This window comes from Tateyamaria sp. LSS28, assembly GCF_059611725.1.
Window position 1 is genome coordinate 193,941 of the sequence record NZ_JCAPFI010000006.1, and the last position, 17,857, is coordinate 211,797.

The following is a 17,857-nucleotide window of genomic DNA, read 5'->3' on the forward strand; positions in this document are numbered from 1 at the left end:
ATGAGCCCCCGGCGGGGTCAGATCACGAAGAACTTGTCACCACGCTTGCGAATGAGCGTGACATCGCTGCCCTTGGGGAAAACATCATCATCATGAAGCGGCTCGACCCGAAGGTAGTGGATGTTGTTGTGCCGATCCTTGATCTTGACCTCAGCCGGGCGACCACGCGCAGCGGTGCCTTGGGTGATCGTGCCGTGATAGCCGCCAAGAAACCGGGCCCGCGTGGCGCTTGTTTCCGTCTTGGGCATGATCAGGGCCACCCAGTTGGCGATAACGCGGGTCACGGCCAGCGCCGGGACAGCCGCAACAGCCGAGGCGATGAGGGCAGGCAGCCCCTGCCCGAACAGGCCCGCGACAAAGGACTGAAGGATCAGGCCAAACAGGCCGAACATGGTCAGGAATGACGCAAGCCAGATCAGGAAGGGCACGTCGCGCGCACCGATCCATGTGAACAGCCCGGAGGACTGAGCACCCGCATCAATGTCAGGCATCTCTGCCGCATCCACGGCATCGACGGCATCCACACCGGGATCAATGTCAGCCGCGAATTCCACCGACAGGTCAAAGTCCGCATCCACGTCAATATCTGGCGCGTCGCTGCCAAGGCCCATGAGTGTGCCGCCCAAAACGGCGCTCAATATCTCAAGGACAAACAAGCCAGCCACCACGGCCAAAGCGATGGCAAACGGGGCGCTCTCGGGCGATAGGAAAAGTGCAATCATGTCTTTCATTTCCATATCCATATAGTCGCTGATAAAAAAATTGTTAGGTATTTATGTGCAGAAATTGTATTTTTTTTATTCATACCTATCTAACATCTGTACCAGCCACGGTTTCACACGGGATTGAGCGCACACCATGCCGGACTTTCTCCACCGCCGCCGCCTTGCGCGGATGATTGATCGTACGGCCAGCCAAGTGTCCGATGTTGCCGTGCCTGACAAAGGTTGGATCGCTTCGGTCCGCCATGCTTTGGGCATGTCTGCAGAACAGGTGGCACGACGCAAGGGTGTAAGTCGAAACGCGGTGTATCAGGCGGAACGCAGCGAACAGGACGGAGCCGTTTCGATCAAGCAGATGGAACAGCTGGCCGCCGCCATGGGCGCGCGGTTTGTCTATGCCATCGTGCCTGAGGCACGGATCGAAGACCTGAAATACGCGCAAGCCATGAAACTCGCACACGCGCTTATCGCAGATGAACCGGATGCTGGCACGTGGTCAACAGATGCTCGGCAGGACTGGATCGAGGACAAGGCAGCAGAATTGCTGCACGACATGCCCCCCACCTTCTGGGACGACAAGTAGCTGGTCGGCCTAAGCCGGGTGCGGCGGTGTCGCAGGGGCGCGGGCCACGCGGGCAAGCGCATCCCGTGCGATCAGAACGTGGAAGGGCATGATCGCGGCCAAGTAAAGCCGCCCGCCCATATTGTGCGTATGCACCCAGGTTGCCAGCGAAACGACACCATCCTCGGACCGAACGCTGACCCGGAAATCCAGATGTCTGTCGTTGAACCCGGCGATTAGTTCGGTCCCCGTCTCGCTCTCCACAGGAAATGGCCCAAGCTTGTCAGCGGCGTCTGGCCCATCCTGCGACAAGCCAAACGGGGTTGTGATCAAGCCACGCAGTCTAACCAATATCTGCGCCCAACCCGGAAAGGCCGTGATGATCTCGGCTGCCGCGCGCGGGCTGGTCGTGCTCGAAACCGAATAGCAATCCAGAAAATCACCCCGCTGCATATGCCCGTGCAAGGCACTGTCGGCGGACAATTGGGTGGCGGTGACGCGCGGTGCGGAAAACATGTGGCACTCCTTTGGCTGTCCATGGTCACTCTATTGACGCATGCCAGCCCTTACCCTGTGACATGAAACCACAACGGAACTGAAAGCTTGCTACAGTAGCGCCACCTCCATCCGACAGGAACTGCGCCATGACCGATGATGACAGCCCACAATCACAAAGCATCTGGCCTCTACCAGCCTTCTATTTCCAAGTTACGATGGCCGGCGAGGACATGACATTTCAGGAGGTGAGCGGTCTCGATGTCGAGAGCCAGCCCATTGAATATCGCGCAGGCAACAGCAAGGTCTTTTCCACGATCAAGATGCCCGGCCTCCGCAAGACCGGTAACCTGACCCTCAAAAAGGGTGTCTTCACACGGGGTCAAACGTTTTGGGACTGGTTCAGCGGCATCAAGATGAACACGATCAAGCGTCAGGACCTGACCATTTCACTGCGTGATGGAAGCGGTACGCCGACCATGGTCTGGCGGGTGATGAACGCCTTTCCCACAAAGATCACAGGCACCGACCTCAAGGCAGAGGGCAACGAAATCGCCGTCGACAGAATCGAGATCGCGCACGAAGGGATCACCATCGAAAACGCATGAAAAAGGGCCGCCCAATGCAGGCGACCCTTTGAAATCTGACGACGGGATAGTCCCGCAGCGTCTTAGTTCTTGGCGTAGAATTCGACGACCAGGTTTGGTTCCATCATCACCGGGTACGGCACGTCGCCCAAAGTGGGGGTGCGGGTGAAGGTGGCGGTCATTTTCGAGTGATCTGCGTCAATGTAGTCGGGCACGTCGCGCTCGGGCAGCTGTGTTGCTTCCAACAGCACTGCCAGTTGCTTCGAACGGTCACGCACCTCGATCACGTCACCCTCTTTCACGCGGTAGGAGGGGATGTTGACCTTGCGGCCGTTCACGCGCACGTGGCCGTGGTTCACGAACTGACGGGCGGCAAAGACGGTTGCCACGAATTTCGCGCGGTAAACAACCGCGTCGAGGCGGCGCTCCAGCAGACCGATCAGGTTTTCGCCGGTGTCACCGCCGACACGTACCGCTTCGGCATAGATGCGGCGGAACTGTTTCTCGGTCAGGTCGCCGTAGTAGCCTTTCAGCTTCTGCTTGGCGCGCAGCTGAATACCGAAGTCGGACAGCTTGCCCTTGCGGCGCTGACCGTGCTGGCCGGGGCCATATTCACGACGGTTGACGGGGGATTTGGGGCGGCCCCAAATGTTTTCGCCCATGCGGCGATCGATCTTGTACTTGGCAGACGTGCGTTTTGTCACGGCTGATCTCCTTCGGTTCAGGTTTCCAAAGGGCGTTGTCCTCTCCCCGGATTTGGCCGGGACGACAGGGATCTTCTTGCGAAGGCCACCAACACCAATGAAGCCGCGCTTATACGACCAGAATTGACAGAGTCAACGGCTACTTCGGCCCACCCATGGCAGCGCATTCGGCATGGCGGAAACACGGGGTGATGTGATCATTGACCAACCCGGTTGCTTCCATGAAAGCATAGACGATCGTGGGCCCCACGAACTTGAAGCCACGGGCCCGCAAATCCTTGGACACCTGCTCGCTCAGTTTCGTCTTGGGCGGTACCTGATCACGGCTGGCAAAGTTGGTCTGAAGCGGCGCACCATCCACATAATTCCATAGAAATTTATCGAAGCCTACAGTCGCATTAACCTCGAGATAGGCGCGGGCATTGTTGATCGTTGCTTCGATCTTGCCACGGTGGCGGATGATGCCGGGATTGGCCAACAGACGTTGCACATCATCTTCGCCCCACTCGGCGACGACAGCCGGGTCAAAATCAGCAAAGGCTTCGCGGAAGGCATCGCGCTTACGCAGGATGGTGATCCAGCTCAGTCCAGCTTGGAATCCATCAAGGATCAGCTTTTCCCACAGGGCCTGCGCATCATGTTCAGGCACCCCCCATTCGGTGTCATGATAGGCGACGTAGTCGGGGGCTTCCCCCTCCCACCCACAGCGGTGCACCATGCCAAATCCCCCTTGTTTTGATTAACAACTAAAATTGGAACAAAATGCAAACATTAAGACAGTTTTTACAGCTTGGGCACAATGTTGGCAGCAGTTTTCAAGCACAAGGGTCGCTGCCAGCCCATGACGAAACACCGGTTCTCAAACGTGCCCGTTGGCGCGGACAATCCGCTGAATGCCGCCGTATCGTCGCGTGACCGCAGCACGCTGGCGATGGTCGAACAAGCGGTCGAACATCAGCAGACCTTGCTTGCATTCCAACCGGTCGTGATCGCCAACGATCCATCCCGCGTCGGCTTTTACGAAGGGCTGATCCGGGTCATGGACGACACGGGACGCATCATCCCGGCCAAGGATTTCATGCCCGTTGTTGAGCGTACCGAACTTGGGCGCGAGATTGACGTGGTGGCGCTGAACATGGGGCTGCGCACGCTGAATGAAAATCCATCGATACGGTTGTCTATCAACATGTCTGCCCGCTCTATCGGCTACCAGCGTTGGATGCAGACGCTGAACCGGTGGCTTAAAAAGGATCCCTCGGTCGGTGAACGGCTGATTCTGGAAATAACCGAAGGGTCGGCCATGGACCAACCTGAACTGGTCGTGGATTTCATGGATCGGCTCAGTACCAAGGGGATCTGCTTTGCGCTTGACGATTTCGGTGCGGGCTATACCGCATTGCGCTACTTCAAGGACTTCTTTTTTGACGTGCTCAAAATCGACATGCAGTTCTGCAATGGCATTGCCAACGATCCGGACACGCAGGCACTGACCGCTGCAATCATCCAGATCGGACATCATTTTGACATGTTAGTTGTGGCCGAAGGGGTCGAACAGCAAGAAGACGTCGAAGTGCTGACACAGATGGGTGTCGACTGTTTGCAGGGCTTCTATTTCCAGGCACCCCAGGTTCGCCCCGACTGGCTCTTTGGTCAGGGCGTGGGAGCACAGAAGGCTGGCATGCGCGCCTGAGACATAACGTCAGTTGTCGCGTCATAGCGAATCCGATACTGCACACGCAGCGCGGGACCATTCTGAGGCCCGCACCGGCGTGCAAAGTCTCGGATTGGTCCTCAAGGAAACTGACAGAGGACCCCGACCCTATGACCAACATCGTCATCGCTTCGGCCGCCCGGACTGCCGTTGGCAGCTTTGGTGGCTCATTTGCCAACACCCCCGCCCATGATCTTGGCGCAACCGTTCTCGAAGCGATCGTGGACCGCGCAGGTATCGAAAAATCCGAGGTTTCCGAAACCATTCTCGGCCAAGTGCTGACCGCCGCTCAGGGTCAGAACCCTGCCCGTCAGGCACATGTCAACGCCGGCCTGCCCAAGGAAAGCGCCGCCTGGTCCATCAACCAGGTTTGCGGTTCGGGTCTGCGCGCCGTCGCTCTCGGCGCCCAGCACATCGCATTGGGTGATGCCGACATCGTGGCCGCTGGCGGCCAGGAAAACATGACACTCAGTCCCCACGCCGCAGCCCTGCGCGCCGGTCACAAGATGGGCGACATGAAGTACATCGACACCATGATCCGCGACGGTCTGTGGGATGCCTTCAACGGCTACCATATGGGCCAAACGGCGGAGAATGTTGCCGACCAATGGCAGATCACTCGTGATATGCAGGACGAATTCGCCGTTGCCTCGCAAAACAAGGCCGAAGCCGCGCAGAAGGCTGGCAAGTTCGGCGATGAAATCACCGCCTTCACCGTGAAGACCCGCAAGGGCGACATCGTGGTCGATGCCGACGAATACATCCGCCACGGCGCAACCATGGAAGCCATGCAGAAACTGCGCCCCGCTTTCACCAAGGATGGGTCGGTCACAGCCGCCAACGCCTCCGGCCTGAACGACGGTGCCGCCGCCGCCCTGTTGATGAGCGCAGAGAATGCCGAAAAGCGGGGGATCGAGCCTCTGGCACGCATCGCCAGCTATGCGACCGTGGGCCTTGACCCGTCGATCATGGGTGTCGGCCCGATCTACGCCTCGCGCAAAGCGCTGGAAAAAGCAGGCTGGAAGCCCGAGGATCTCGACCTCGTCGAAGCCAACGAAGCCTTTGCCGCCCAAGCCTGCGCCGTGAACAAGGACATGGGCTGGGATCCGTCGATCGTGAACGTGAACGGTGGCGCCATCGCCATCGGCCACCCAATCGGTGCCTCGGGCGCACGTATCCTCAACACTCTGCTCTTCGAAATGAAGCGCCGCGACGCCAAGAAGGGCCTTGCCACGCTGTGCATTGGCGGCGGCATGGGCGTTGCCATGTGCCTCGAACGCGAATGATCCAGATCAAGGCGGTGCCGCACGGCGCCGCCTACCCCTTCCCCATCAAAATTCGCTCAAGGCCAAAGTAGGTGCGTAATATTGTTGCGCCCAGACCGCATTTGAGCGAAACAATGCGAAACGCACCCAAAAGGAGTTCTCCCCATGTCCCGTGTAGCACTTGTCACCGGCGGTTCCCGCGGTATCGGCGAGGCCATTTCGAAAACCCTGAAAGACGCAGGATACACCGTCGCCGCCACCTATGCGGGCAACGACGAGGCTGCCGCCAAGTTCACGGACGAGACTGGCATCAAGACCTACAAATGGAACGTGGCCGACTACGACGAATCGAAAGCGGGCCTCGCCCAGGTCGAAGCTGACTTGGGGCCCATCGAAATCGTCGTGGCAAACGCGGGCATCACCCGCGACGCCCCCTTCCACAAAATGACGCCGGAACAGTGGCATCAGGTTATCGACACCAACCTCACCGGCGTGTTCAACACTGTTCACCCCGTCTGGTCCGGCATGCGCGAGCGCAAGTTTGGCCGTGTCATCGTGATCTCTTCCATCAACGGTCAGAAAGGCCAGTTCGCACAAGTGAACTATGCCGCCACCAAGGCTGGCGATCTGGGCATCGTGAAGTCTCTGGCCCAGGAAGGCGCGCGCGCAGGCATCACCGCCAACGCCATCTGCCCCGGCTACATCGCGACGGAAATGGTCATGGCCGTGCCTGAGAAAGTGCGCGAAAGCATTATCGGCCAGATCCCGGCGGGCCGCTTGGGTGAACCGGAAGAAATCGCGCGCTGCGTTGTCTTCCTCGCCTCGGACGATTCGGGCTTTATCAACGGCTCGACCATCTCGGCAAACGGCGCGCAGTTCTTCGTCTGACGTCAGGCCATTCCGACATAAAAAGGGCCGGTGCAGCGATGCACCGGCCCTTCTTTATCCCGTAAGATGCCGCGCGCGCATCAGCGGGAAGTCTTGCCCCCAAACAACCAGTTCCAGGCGTCTGCAAGGGCTGCGCCACGCTCCGCATGGGCGCGTTCCAAACCTTGGCGGATGGCGGGGTGTGCGGATGTCTCTAACATGGGCGGTATCCTTTGATGGATCAGCGTTTCTGAATTGGGATCAATATGCGCCCTTTTATGAAAGCCCACAAACGAGACTTTCCATAACTTCACTTAAGCTGTACTTAAGTGAATATGCCTGACCGCCTTCCCCCTTTGACCGCGTTGCGTGCCTTTGATGCCGCGGCCCGCCACATGTCCTTTGCAAAGGCCGCGGAAGAGCTGCATGTCACGCCCGCCGCCCTCAGCTTTCAAATCAAATCGCTTGAGGAATATCTGGGCACCCAAGTGTTTCATAGGCTGAACCGCGCTGTGGAGCTGACGGAAGCCGGTCGGGCCATGGCACCCGGCATGGCTGATGGATTCCAGACCCTGGCAGCCGCCTGGCGCGCTGCCGAGAGGACATTGGACACAGGAACGCTAACCGTCACCGCGGGACCAGCGTTCACCGCCAAATGGCTTGCTCCAAGGCTCTATGATTTTGCGCAAGCCCATCCCGAGATCGAACTGCACTTTTCGGCATCCCTAAAGATGGTCGACCTGAACCGCGACGGGGTCGATGTTGCCATCCGCTTTGGAACCGGCAAGGACGAGGACATGTTCAGCAAACTGCTGGCGATGGAATGGGTCTGTCCGGTGATGACACCCGAACTCGCCGCGCAATACCCGACGCCAGAAAGCCTCAAGGACGCGCCGCTGATCTTTGACGACAGCATCGTCAATCTGCGTCCAAGCGCGGACTGGAGCACATGGTTTCGGATGATGGGGATCGACTTTGCCCCAACCCACGGTGCCCGGTTCAGCCAGGCCGACCACGCGGTTGATGCCGCACTGGCAGGAATGGGTGTGACGTTGGGTCGGCGGTCACTGGTGGTTAAGGACATGCATGACGGTCGCCTTGTGGCTCCTTGGCCGAACGCGCTGGACACCGGCGTGCGTTTCCGGTTTCTCTGCGCCGAAGGAGCCGAAACCCGGCCCCACATCGCAGCCTTCCTCGATTGGATGATCGTCGAGATCGACAAGACAAGCTACATCACCGACCGCATGATCCGTAAACCTTCATCCGATTTTCAAGCTGCATGACACGCGGCACCGCCACCATGATCGGCTTCGTGGCTGTGCTGCTTTGGGGCGTCTTGGCCCTACTGACTGTCGGCTCGGCGCCGACGCCGCCATTCCTGTTGAACGCGCTGTGCTTTGCCATCGGCGGAACACTTGGGTTGATCTGGACCGCCGTCAGTGGCGGCCTGAGCCAACTGCGGACCGTGCCCCTTTACGTCTACGTCATGGGCACATTGGGGTTGTTCGGCTATCACGCGCTCTATTTTTCGGCCTTGCGCCTTGCCCCTGCGGCAGAGGCCAGCCTGATCGCCTATCTCTGGCCCCTGCTGATCGTTCTGTTTTCCGGCCTGCTGCCGGGTGAAACACTCCGCACTGGCCACGTGCTGGGGGCGGTGGTCGGTTTTGCGGGGGCCGCGCTGATTGTCACCGGCGGGTCCACGGGGTTCGATGCGGGTGCCCTACCCGGTTACCTGCTCGCCATGGCGTGCGCCGTCACCTGGTCCAGCTATTCCGTCCTGTCACGCCGTTTTGGCACTGTGCCGACAGCATCCGTTGCCGTGTTTTGCGTGGCGAGCGCCATTCTTTCGGTGCCGCTACACCTGATGCTGGAAGAAACGGTATGGCCATTGGGTAGCTTGGGATGGTCAAGCGCCATCTTGCTGGGCCTCGGCCCAGTGGGGCTTGCCTTCTATGTCTGGGATATCGGCGTGAAACGCGGCGATATCCAGATGCTCGGCACCGCTTCTTACGCGGCGCCGCTCTTGTCGACTGTAGTCCTGATACTGGCTGGCGTTGCTGCGCCCAGCTGGTCACTGGCCCTTGCGGCCATCCTGATCACTGGCGGAGCGCTCTTGGCAGCCCGCGCCAGCCTGAAGGGGGTGCCCTAACTCGAAAGTCGGGTAATTTCCTCTTTCAGTTTCAGCTTCTGCTTTTTCATGGTGGCCACTTCGATCTGATCCACGCCCGGCGATCGTTGGGCCGTCTCAACCTGATCACTCAGGGTCTGGTGCTTCTTTTTCAACTCCTCGAGATGGGCGATCACGCTCATGCAGTCCTCCTTGCTGATAAAGTTGCCTCCACAGCCAAGCACAGCTTTGCTCATAAGTCACGCCGCAGGCGCAGCATGTGGACCTACAAAATGTATGTATGGTCAACGCCGGATTAAAGATGCAGCGCAGCGCCTTTACGTAAAACCGACTGAATTTCATGGGTATAGCTTTCGCCATCCCTCTCGTGCCGCGTGCCCTCGTGCAAAACGACGGGAAAATGCAGGCGAAAATCTGCGCGCCCGTTCTTGCGCGCCCGGAAAATCACCAGTTCTGCCGCTTTTCCGACCCGCGGGCAAAGCGGCCAGATCTCGGGGCTGCCCAACCGCCCAGCAGCACCAGCCAATAGGTCCGGCAGCCGCTCGGCCCGGTGAATCATGTGCAGGTAGCCCTTGTGCCGCAGCCGTCGCGCCGCCGCATCGATCCATGCCGCAACAGGTGTCTCAACACCGCGCCCCGCCTCGCGCCCCGAATCATCGGCCACGTGCCCCGCCGCACGATTAAAATAGGGGGGATTGGCCAGAACATGATCAAAGCTGCGATCTCGCAGCTCTGCGGGCATATCCGTCAGATCGGCGGCATGAGCCTGCAAGCCGTTCCGTACCGCAAGTGTGGCATAGTCGGCCTGCCGTTCGACACCGACCAGCTCCAACCCGGACACCCGCGCGCCAAGACACAAGGCCGCAGCCCCAACGCCACACCCAAGATCCAGCACCGATTGCCCCGCGCGCGCAGGCACCGAGGCAGCCAGCAACACCGGATCAACGCCCGCCCGATACCCGTCGCGCGGTTGCCACAAATGCAGCCGCCCACCCAGAAAGGCATCGTGGGTCAGGTCAGCGTCCAAGGTCGATGTCATTGTCGGTCACAACCCGCAAAGCGGCATCATAATCATCGTCCCGCACCATCAGGCGCCGTGGGAAAATTCCGATCCCACCTTCGAGGATGCTCATATTTACGTCCATCTGAAAGCAGTCTATATCCTCGCCCTCAAGAAGGGCGGAGGCAAAGGCGATGATCGTCGGGTCGGTGCTGCGCAAAAGTTCCTTCATATCATGGATGTAGGGGCACACCGGCCTAACTGTCGAGGGGTGCTATGGGGAAAGTGATGGACGCGTCCACAATCGCAAAGCCGCATGACCGGCTTGCCAGCTATCTTGCGGCAGATCTGGAGGGTGTGAATGACCTGATCCGTAACCGCATGGCATCGGAACACGCGCCCCGAATCCCCGAGGTAACACGCCATCTGGTCGAAGCCGGTGGCAAGCGGCTGCGGCCCATGCTCACGCTCGCCTCAGCGCATCTGTGCGGCTATCCGGGGCCCTACCATGTGCATCTGGCCGCCACAGTTGAATTCATTCACACGGCCACGCTGCTGCATGACGACGTGGTGGATGAAAGCGCTCAACGGCGCGGACGGCCCACGGCCAACCTGCTGTGGGACAACAAGTCTTCCGTTTTGGTCGGCGACTACCTGTTCGCCCGCAGCTTCCAGCTGATGACCGAAACCGGCAACATCTCCGTCCTGCGCATCCTGTCAGACGCCGCCGCCACCATCGCAGAAGGCGAAGTGCTGCAAATGACTGCGGCCCAAGACCTTGCCACCGACGAAGCGATCTATCTGCAAGTGGTGCGGGGCAAGACCGCGGCCCTGTTCTCGGCTGCCATGGAAGTGGGCGGCGTGATCGCTGGCAAGGACGAGGCAACAACGCAGGCCCTGTTCGACTATGGCGACGCACTTGGCATCGCGTTCCAGATTGTCGATGACCTGCTGGACTATCAGGGCCAGTCGTCCGCCACTGGCAAGAATGTGGGCGACGATTTCCGCGAACGCAAACTGACACTGCCGGTGATCAAGGCTGTCGCAAAGGCGGATTCGGAAGAGCGCGCCTTCTGGTCGCGCACCATCGAAAAGGGGCAGCAAGACGAGGGCGACCTCGACCACGCGCTAGACCTTTTACACAAGCACAACGCGTTGGAAGAGACAAAGCGCGACGCCATCGCATGGGCGGACAAGGCCAAGGCGTCACTCGGCACCCTGCCCGCGCATGACCTGCGCGATATGCTGATCGACCTCGCCGACTACGTGGTCGAACGGATCAACTGACCGCCCCGCCTACGACCCAACAGTCTTCACAGTCCGAACCCACCACCGGGGCTGCTTCTCCGCAATCTTGGCAGCCACATCGCGGGCCACCTCTGCGTCGGAATAGACACCGAAACAGGTCGAGCCTGACCCGGACATGCGCGCAAGCTCAGCCCCGTTCAGCGTCTTCAATGCCGCCAGTATCGCCGGATTTCCGGACGCCGCGGGCGCTTGCAGATCGTTCCTCTGGTCGGCCAACCACGCCAGAAACGTGGCGCGGTCCTGCCAGTGCAATCGCGCGTCCATCGGCGGATTGTCCTTGGACCTCAAACGCTTGAACACATCTGACGTCGGCACGTGAATGCCCGGATTGACCATCACCAGATCCAGAGAGGGCACGCCGCCAACCGGCGCTACCACCTCTCCTATGCCACGCATCCGCTGTGGCGCATCCAACAGGCATACCGGAACATCCGCACCCAATGCCAACGCGTGCGCCTCGGCCCCGAGGGCGCGCAGGATCGCGGCCGCATCGGATGATCCACCACCGATACCCGCCCCATGGGGCAGATTCTTTTCCAAAGAAATCCGCACAGCCGTGCCAGCCAGCTCGGCTGCGCGCCAAACAAGGTTCCGTTCGTCGGTCGGCACGCCAACAGAAAACGGCCCCGACACATCCAGATGCATTCGGGGGGCGGGGTCGATGGTCAGCCGATCACCGACATCAGCAAAAACCACAAGGGAATCAAGTAGGTGGTAGCCATCTGCGCGTTGGCCGGTCACATGCAGGGTCAGGTTGATCTTGGCAGGTGCAAAGACCTCAGTCGCCATTCGCCACCTGCAGTGGCTCCGCGCCCTCTTCGGCCAGCACCGCGTCGAGGCCCACATCCAGCTTGCGCCGCATCCGCGCCGGGTCCGCCTCAGCATCCGTGTCCGCTGGATCGACAAAGCTCAAGGCGCGCATCCATTGGAACCGCGCTTCGCGTTCACGTCCCACGGCCCAGTACACATCGCCCAAATGGTCATTGACCACCGGATCGACTGGCATCAGCTCGACCGCACGCTCCATATGACCAACCGCTTCTTCGTAGCGGCCCAGACGGTACAGCACCCAGCCAAGGCTATCGACGATATACCCGCTGTCCGGACTTGCCTCGACAGCCTGTTCGATCATCTCAAGCGCTTCGTCCAGCTTGATCTGCTTTTCGACCAGCGAATAACCAAGGTAATTCAGCACCTGTGGCTGCCCGGGGTTCAGCTCCAGCGCGCGCCGAAAGTCAGCCTCGGCCTCGGGCCATTCCTCGAGCCGTTCATGCGAAATGGCGCGGGCATAATGCAGGAACCACGCACGGCGATCATCCGGGTCGGTCAGATCCAGCGCGCGGTCATAGGCTACCACGGCGGCCTCGAACCGGTTTTGCTGGCGCAGCACATCGCCCAAGGTCGAATGAACCAATGGCAGGTCACCAAAGCGTTTGGCCAACTGCTCAAGCACTTCGATTGCCGCGTCAGGCTTGCCAGACTCGCGCAAAGCCGCAGCCCGGCCCAGTTCAGCCGCGTGGAAGGCAGGGTGATCGGCCGGCACCTGCTTGTAGACCGCGTTGGCCAGATCGAACTGTTCCAGCGTTTCCAGCAGATCAGCGTTCAGCAGCAATGCGTCGACGTGATCGGGCCGCAAGTGCCGCGCAATCCGGCCATAAAGCAGGGTGTAGTCCGCCCCTGCGTCCTGTCGCAGAGCACCTGCCAGCGAATAAAACACCTCGGCCATCCCGTCACGGGCAGAGGTGATGTGGGTAAAGGCCAGCGTCTCCCCCGCCTCAAGCGCCAGTGTCATGGCATCGAGCTCCGGGTCACTCACAGTGCCAAAAGCCACTTCAAGCGATGCAATGGCCTGGTCGTTACGCCCCAGTTGCGACAGCACCTCGGCGCGCGCCATGGCACCGCGGCGGGTCTGTTGCAGAGGACCAGAACCTTCGGCCTCGAAAATCTCTCCGGCGGCTTCGAACTGGCCCAGGCCAGCCAGCGCCATCGCCTTGTGATACATGGCGAAACCGCGCACGCCCCGCTGTTCAGACACGGCGTCAAAGGCGGCCAATGCCCCTTCGATATCTTCGGCCCCGACAAGGGCCCAGGCGTTCAGCAACCCGTCGACAAGCGGGCCGATGCCCTGCGTCTCCACGTCACGCTCCAGGTAGCCAGCATAGTCTTCCCGCGCCAACATGTCGGCGATGATGACCATATGCGCGGCCTGGCTCCGCACGTCCTGTTCTTCGACAAGGCGCGCGATGGGCAGGGCACGATCCACACGGCCCAGCGCCAGCTGCGAAACGATGGCGTCTTCCATCAGTTCCACGTTGCCCGGATCTCGGGCCAGAGCAGCCTGGTAGTACCTGGCCGCCGCTTCAAAATCGCTTGTGATCGCAGCATGCCGTCCGGCCAGATACGATCCGGCCACGGATTGCGCGGGTGCGATATGCGGGGTGGTCGCCAGCACGGCGGCCAAAGCGACACTTGAAAGAAGCGATCGGATCACGGAATGCACTGCCTTTTGCCTGTTGTTGGGCAATAGGCTAGCACGTCTGCGCACATGTGCAACGGAACCTCGCGAAATGGTCAGCGGTTGCGTGCCAGAAAAAACGCCGGGCACAGGGCCCGGCGTCGTTTTTGTTCACATTTCGCGCGAGATCGCGAACCGATCACATATTCGGATAGTTCGGCCCGTCCCCGCCCTGCGGCGTGGTCCAAGTGATGTTCTGCGCCGGGTCCTTGATGTCACAGGTCTTGCAGTGCACGCAGTTCTGGAAGTTGATGACAAAGCGCGTGTCCTTGCCCTCTTCCTCAACGAATTCATAGACGCCCGCCGGACAGTACCGGGCCGACGGACCCGCATATTTTGCAAGGTTCACATTCACAGGCACATCCGCATCGGTCAGCTTGAGGTGCGCAGGCTGGCTTTCCTCGTGGTTGGTAAAGCTGAAGGACACGTTGGTCAGCCGGTCAAAGGACAGCGTGCCATCAGGCTTGGGATAGTCGATGGGTTTGTGCTTGCTTGCCTCTTCGGTGGCGTCGGCGTCGTTCTTGCCATGGCCAATCGTGCCAAACAGCGAAAAGCCCAGCGTGTTGGTCCACATGTCAAAGCCGCCCAGCACGAGGCTGGCGGTGAGGCCGTACTTGGACCACAGCGGCTTTACGTTGCGCACCTTCTTGAGGTCACTGCCGATAACGCCATTGCGTACTTCGGTCTCGTACGCCGTCAACTCGTCACCGGATCGATCCGCCTTGATCGCTTCAAACGCCGCTTCGGCTGCGTGAATGCCCGAATGCATCGCGTTGTGGTTGCCTTTGATGCGCGGCACGTTGACCATGCCAACGGAACAGCCCAGCAACGCCACGCCGGGTGCCACCATCTTGGGCATCGACTGGTATCCGCCTTCGGAAATTGCCCGCGCGCCGTAAGCCACGCGCTTCCCGCCCTTGAGCAGCTCTGCCACCATCGGATGATGCTTAAAGCGTTGGAACTCCATGTAGGGGAACAGGTGCGGGTTCTTGTAGTTCAGGTGAACGACGAAACCGACATAAACCTGATTGTTCTCAAGGTGGTAGATGAAAGATCCGCCGCCCGCGTTCGATCCAAGGGGCCAGCCCATCGTGTGGGTGACAGACCCTTCCTTGTGCTTTGCTGGATCAATCTCCCAGATCTCTTTCATGCCCAGGCCGTATTTCTGCGGCTCCTTGCCGTTCGACAGGTCATACTTGGCGATGACTTCTTTCGACAGCGACCCGCGCACACCTTCGGACAGGAACACGTACTTGCCGTGCAGCTCCATGCCCGGCTCGGTGTTCTCGCCGATGGACCCGTCTTCTTCCAGACCGAACACACCGGCCACAACGCCCTTCACCTCGCCATTGTCGCCATAGACCAGCTCGGAACAGGCCATGCCGGGGAAGATTTCGACGCCCATTTCCTCGGCCTGCTCGGCCATCCAGCGACATACATTGCCCATCGAGACAATGTAGTTGCCGTGGTTGTTCATCAGGGGCGGCATCGGGAAGTTGGGGATACGGACCTGACCCGCCTCGCCCAGCATATAGAAATTGTCGTCCTTGACCGGCACGTTCAGCGGCGCGCCCTTTTCCTTCCAATCAGGGATCAACGCGTCCAGACCGCTGGGATCCAGCACAGCGCCGGACAGGATGTGGGCGCCCACTTCGGACCCCTTTTCCAACACAACCACGTTCAGGTCGGCGTCCAACTGCTTGAGACGAATGGCTGCTGACAGGCCCGCCGGGCCGGCCCCAACGATCACCACGTCATATTCCATCGCTTCGCGTTCAATCTCTGCCATGTGGCGGCTCCCCTATTCTCCCGCGCCTTTGCGCAAATTTCCGTTTCGCTAGCCTACAGATAGGCTTTGCGCAACGTGGTGTACTGTCTTCGTGAAAAAATCCATCAAAAATTCACGAAACGACGACACGTTATGGCAAATGACGTGGCGGCGCACCACGTCAGGCAAACCGAAGCCGCAATTTCATGCACATTCAATCCAACACGTTTCCGTCACCAACAGACACCACGGTTTGCCGAATCTGCGCGTCCGCGCATGGTGGTCACACGCAACACAAGGACCCGGACAATGCCCATGACCCTGCAAGTGCTCTATCCTGTCAGCGACGGCACCACATTTGACGACACCTACTACCAATCCAGCCACATGGATCTCGTGTCCGAACACATGGGCGCGCATATTCAAAGCCAAGTGGTGACCAAAGGGCTTGCAGGCGGACCAGACACACCGCCAGGCTTTCACGCCATTGCCACCTTTGTCTTTGCGGATCAGGCCGCGCTTGACGCAACCCTCGCCGCGTCAGGACCTGTGCTGGCCGATCTGCCCAACTTCACCAATGTTGCTCCGACGATGCTGATCGGACAAACCTACGACTAGGGCGGCGTGTCCCCCATCAGATAGCGTGGCCCCTGCCCCTTGTCCGCTGCCGTATCTTTCGGATTGTACAGCGCACAAACCTCAAGGCTCAAACAGCCACAACCGATGCACCCATCCAATGTATCGCGCAGTTTTTCCAGCCGCGCGATACGCTCGTCCAGACCTTCCCGAAATTCCACGCTGATGCGCGCCCAGTCCCGCTTGTTCGGGGCGCGGTGGCGGGGCAGCAGGTCCAGTTCTGTCTTTATCTGGGCCAGCGTGAAGCCAAATTGCTGCGCCACCATGACGAAGCTCAGCCGCCGGATGTCTGCACGCTGAAACCGCCTCTGCCCACCGGCATTGCGCCACGGGGCCACCAGCCCCTCGTCCTCATAGTAGCGAATGGCCGACACGGCCAACCCTGTCCGTGACGCGATTTCGCCAATGCTCAAACCCTCGGATACAGCCATGAAAAAAATCCTTGACCTCAAGTTAACTTGAGGTCGCAGGATGCCCTCATCGACCTGAAAAGGAAAGACCACATGACGAAAGGACCAGATCATGCCCGCAATGCTCGAACACACCAATCTCACCGTTTCCAACCCGGATGCGACCGCAGCATGGATGTGCGACCTCTTTGGCTGGCATATCCGGTGGGCCGGCAACGCGATGGAGGTCGGGCGCACCGTCCACGTCGGGACCGACAAACACTATCTCGCGCTGTACACGCAGGACGCGGCGGGCAAGGCCACCGATAACTCCTATGCGACCATCGGCGGGCTCAACCACATTGCCATCGTGACGGACGACCTCGAAGGGATCGAGAACGCCGCACGCGAACAGGGGTTCCGTGTGGGCCAGCACCACGACTATGAACCGGGCCGCCGCTTCTATTTTCATGACAAGGACAATATCGAGTTCGAGGTGGTGCAATACGACTAGGGCTCCGCCCATTCACAGGCGAAACGGTCCCCCAGACCGTTTCCGGGACGCCTGTTCATTCTTCTGACCGAAAATACCATGGGGGAGGCGCGCCGCGCCGGGGGCAAAGCCCCAAACCCTCTTGCATTCCCCCGCTCCATTGGGTCAGGTATCTCCTATCGCAAACAACGGCGGCTCCATCGCGGGCCGCCGCCTGTTATTAGGACGACGCCAATGGAAAAGATCCCAATGACCCGCGCCGGTGCGACTGCACTGGAAACGGAATTGAAGCACCTCAAGTCCGAGGAACGCCCCGCAATCATCAAGGCGATTGCCGAGGCGCGCGAACATGGTGACCTGTCCGAGAACGCGGAATATCATTCGGCCAAGGAGAAGCAGTCCTTTATCGAGGGCCGGATCAAAGAGCTCGAGAGCGTGATCTCGCTGGCCGAAGTGATCGATCCCACCAAGCTGTCCGGGGCCATTAAGTTCGGCGCGACCGTGACGCTGGTGGACGAAGATACGGACGAGGAAAAGACCTACCAGATCGTTGGTGAGTACGAAGCCAACATCGAAAAGGGCCTTTTGAACATAAAATCGCCCATCGCCCGCGCCCTGATCGGCAAGGAAGAGGGCGACAGCGTCGAAGTGCGCACGCCGGGCGGCGAAAAGTCCTATGAAGTCCTGAAAATCAGCTATAGCTGAGG

General features: G+C 59.8%; 22 protein-coding genes. 11 read left to right on the forward strand and 11 right to left on the reverse strand.

Translation table 11 applies throughout. The features are described 5' to 3' along the window. Positions 1 to 17 precede the first annotated feature (17 nt). Positions 18 to 731: a YqiJ family protein gene (locus AC53L6_RS18770; protein WP_496908937.1), complete on the reverse strand. Its 714-nt coding sequence runs from the start codon at positions 729 to 731 to the stop codon at positions 18 to 20. 127 nt (positions 732 to 858) lie between these two features. On the opposite strand from AC53L6_RS18770, the gene AC53L6_RS18775 reads away from it, so the two are divergent. Next, a complete protein-coding gene (locus AC53L6_RS18775; protein WP_299204981.1) occupies positions 859 to 1,305 on the forward strand; it encodes a helix-turn-helix domain-containing protein in 447 nt (148 codons plus the stop codon). 9 nt (positions 1,306 to 1,314) lie between these two features. Here AC53L6_RS18775 and AC53L6_RS18780 read toward each other — a convergent pair whose 3' ends face one another. Next, a complete protein-coding gene (locus tag AC53L6_RS18780; RefSeq protein WP_299204978.1) occupies positions 1,315 to 1,800 on the reverse strand; it encodes a DUF2867 domain-containing protein in 486 nt (161 codons plus the stop codon). Between the two features lie 128 nt (positions 1,801 to 1,928). Here AC53L6_RS18780 and AC53L6_RS18785 point away from each other — a divergent pair, with 128 nt between their 5' ends. Beyond that, positions 1,929 to 2,387, forward strand: a complete 459-nt coding sequence (locus AC53L6_RS18785) for a phage tail protein (RefSeq protein WP_299747250.1) — start codon at positions 1,929 to 1,931, stop codon at positions 2,385 to 2,387. Between the two features lie 62 nt (positions 2,388 to 2,449). Here the strand turns inward: AC53L6_RS18785 and rpsD are convergent, their stop codons facing one another. Together rpsD and AC53L6_RS18795 are read right to left on the reverse strand one after the other, a co-directional pair. After that, positions 2,450 to 3,070, reverse strand: coding sequence for a 30S ribosomal protein S4 (gene rpsD, locus AC53L6_RS18790; protein WP_299204972.1), 621 nt, complete (start codon positions 3,068 to 3,070; stop codon positions 2,450 to 2,452). A 139-nt stretch (positions 3,071 to 3,209) separates the two neighbouring features. Then, complete coding sequence (locus AC53L6_RS18795; RefSeq protein ID WP_496908938.1) at positions 3,210 to 3,788, reverse strand: DNA-3-methyladenine glycosylase I; 579 nt, start codon at positions 3,786 to 3,788, stop codon at positions 3,210 to 3,212. Positions 3,789 to 3,911: 123 nt separating this feature from the next. Here AC53L6_RS18795 and AC53L6_RS18800 point away from each other — a divergent pair, with 123 nt between their 5' ends. The 5 genes from AC53L6_RS18800 (at position 3,912) to yddG (ending at position 9,062) form a co-directional block, all read left to right on the forward strand. Further along, positions 3,912 to 4,760: an EAL domain-containing protein gene (locus tag AC53L6_RS18800; RefSeq protein ID WP_299604424.1), complete on the forward strand. Its 849-nt coding sequence runs from the start codon at positions 3,912 to 3,914 to the stop codon at positions 4,758 to 4,760. A 131-nt stretch (positions 4,761 to 4,891) separates the two neighbouring features. After that, positions 4,892 to 6,067, forward strand: a complete 1,176-nt coding sequence (locus AC53L6_RS18805) for an acetyl-CoA C-acetyltransferase (RefSeq protein ID WP_496908939.1) — start codon at positions 4,892 to 4,894, stop codon at positions 6,065 to 6,067. A 144-nt stretch (positions 6,068 to 6,211) separates the two neighbouring features. Beyond that, on the forward strand, positions 6,212 to 6,934 hold the full coding sequence (gene phbB / locus AC53L6_RS18810; protein ID WP_496908940.1) for an acetoacetyl-CoA reductase: 723 nt from the start codon (positions 6,212 to 6,214) through the stop codon (positions 6,932 to 6,934). Positions 6,935 to 7,248: 314 nt separating this feature from the next. Further along, the gene (gene gcvA / locus AC53L6_RS18815) at positions 7,249 to 8,196 is read left to right on the forward strand and encodes a transcriptional regulator GcvA (protein WP_299204957.1); all 948 of its coding nucleotides are present in this window, start codon (positions 7,249 to 7,251) and stop codon (positions 8,194 to 8,196) included. Then, positions 8,193 to 9,062 carry an aromatic amino acid exporter YddG gene (gene yddG, locus AC53L6_RS18820; protein WP_299747240.1) on the forward strand — a complete coding sequence of 290 codons (870 nt, stop codon included), beginning with the start codon at positions 8,193 to 8,195 and terminating at the stop codon, positions 9,060 to 9,062. Before gcvA ends, yddG begins: the two co-directional genes overlap by 4 nt. On the opposite strand, the gene AC53L6_RS18825 is transcribed toward yddG, so the two are convergent. From AC53L6_RS18825 to AC53L6_RS18835, 3 genes are all read right to left on the reverse strand, one after another. After that, on the reverse strand, positions 9,059 to 9,223 hold the full coding sequence (locus AC53L6_RS18825) for a YdcH family protein (RefSeq protein ID WP_299204951.1): 165 nt from the start codon (positions 9,221 to 9,223) through the stop codon (positions 9,059 to 9,061). The two genes, yddG and AC53L6_RS18825, sit on opposite strands and share 4 nt — an antisense overlap. Positions 9,224 to 9,336: 113 nt before the next feature. Further along, positions 9,337 to 10,080, reverse strand: a complete 744-nt coding sequence (locus AC53L6_RS18830; protein WP_496908941.1) for a tRNA1(Val) (adenine(37)-N6)-methyltransferase — start codon at positions 10,078 to 10,080, stop codon at positions 9,337 to 9,339. Further along, positions 10,058 to 10,273 (reverse strand): putative signal transducing protein, encoded by a 216-nt coding sequence (locus AC53L6_RS18835; RefSeq protein ID WP_299204945.1) that lies wholly within the window; start codon positions 10,271 to 10,273, stop codon positions 10,058 to 10,060. The genes AC53L6_RS18830 and AC53L6_RS18835 overlap by 23 nt, the downstream gene beginning before the upstream one ends. Before the next feature lie 56 nt (positions 10,274 to 10,329). Here AC53L6_RS18835 and AC53L6_RS18840 point away from each other — a divergent pair, with 56 nt between their 5' ends. Further along, complete coding sequence (locus tag AC53L6_RS18840; RefSeq protein ID WP_496908942.1) at positions 10,330 to 11,328, forward strand: polyprenyl synthetase family protein; 999 nt, start codon at positions 10,330 to 10,332, stop codon at positions 11,326 to 11,328. Between the two features lie 9 nt (positions 11,329 to 11,337). Here AC53L6_RS18840 and AC53L6_RS18845 read toward each other — a convergent pair whose 3' ends face one another. The 3 genes from AC53L6_RS18845 to AC53L6_RS18855 all read right to left on the reverse strand — a co-directional run bounded on the left by AC53L6_RS18845 (position 11,338) and on the right by AC53L6_RS18855 (position 15,653). Beyond that, positions 11,338 to 12,138 carry a 4-(cytidine 5'-diphospho)-2-C-methyl-D-erythritol kinase gene (locus tag AC53L6_RS18845; protein ID WP_496908943.1) on the reverse strand — a complete coding sequence of 267 codons (801 nt, stop codon included), beginning with the start codon at positions 12,136 to 12,138 and terminating at the stop codon, positions 11,338 to 11,340. Next, positions 12,128 to 13,840 (reverse strand): tetratricopeptide repeat protein, encoded by a 1,713-nt coding sequence (locus AC53L6_RS18850; protein WP_496908944.1) that lies wholly within the window; start codon positions 13,838 to 13,840, stop codon positions 12,128 to 12,130. The genes AC53L6_RS18845 and AC53L6_RS18850 overlap by 11 nt, the downstream gene beginning before the upstream one ends. A 163-nt stretch (positions 13,841 to 14,003) precedes the next feature. After that, a complete protein-coding gene (locus tag AC53L6_RS18855) occupies positions 14,004 to 15,653 on the reverse strand; it encodes an electron transfer flavoprotein-ubiquinone oxidoreductase (RefSeq protein ID WP_496908945.1) in 1,650 nt (549 codons plus the stop codon). Between the two features lie 288 nt (positions 15,654 to 15,941). Between AC53L6_RS18855 and AC53L6_RS18860 the strand changes: the two genes are divergently transcribed. Next, positions 15,942 to 16,250 carry an EthD family reductase gene (locus AC53L6_RS18860; RefSeq protein WP_299204930.1) on the forward strand — a complete coding sequence of 103 codons (309 nt, stop codon included), beginning with the start codon at positions 15,942 to 15,944 and terminating at the stop codon, positions 16,248 to 16,250. Here AC53L6_RS18860 and soxR read toward each other — a convergent pair. After that, the gene (gene soxR / locus AC53L6_RS18865; protein ID WP_496908946.1) at positions 16,247 to 16,699 is read right to left on the reverse strand and encodes a redox-sensitive transcriptional activator SoxR; all 453 of its coding nucleotides are present in this window, start codon (positions 16,697 to 16,699) and stop codon (positions 16,247 to 16,249) included. The genes AC53L6_RS18860 and soxR overlap by 4 nt on opposite strands. Positions 16,700 to 16,790: 91 nt before the next feature. On the opposite strand from soxR, the gene AC53L6_RS18870 reads away from it, so the two are divergent. After that, positions 16,791 to 17,171 (forward strand): VOC family protein, encoded by a 381-nt coding sequence (locus AC53L6_RS18870; protein ID WP_299204924.1) that lies wholly within the window; start codon positions 16,791 to 16,793, stop codon positions 17,169 to 17,171. 213 nt (positions 17,172 to 17,384) lie between these two features. Continuing rightward, positions 17,385 to 17,855, forward strand: coding sequence for a transcription elongation factor GreA (gene greA / locus AC53L6_RS18875; protein ID WP_299204921.1), 471 nt, complete (start codon positions 17,385 to 17,387; stop codon positions 17,853 to 17,855). The last annotated feature ends 2 nt before the right edge of the window (positions 17,856 to 17,857 follow it).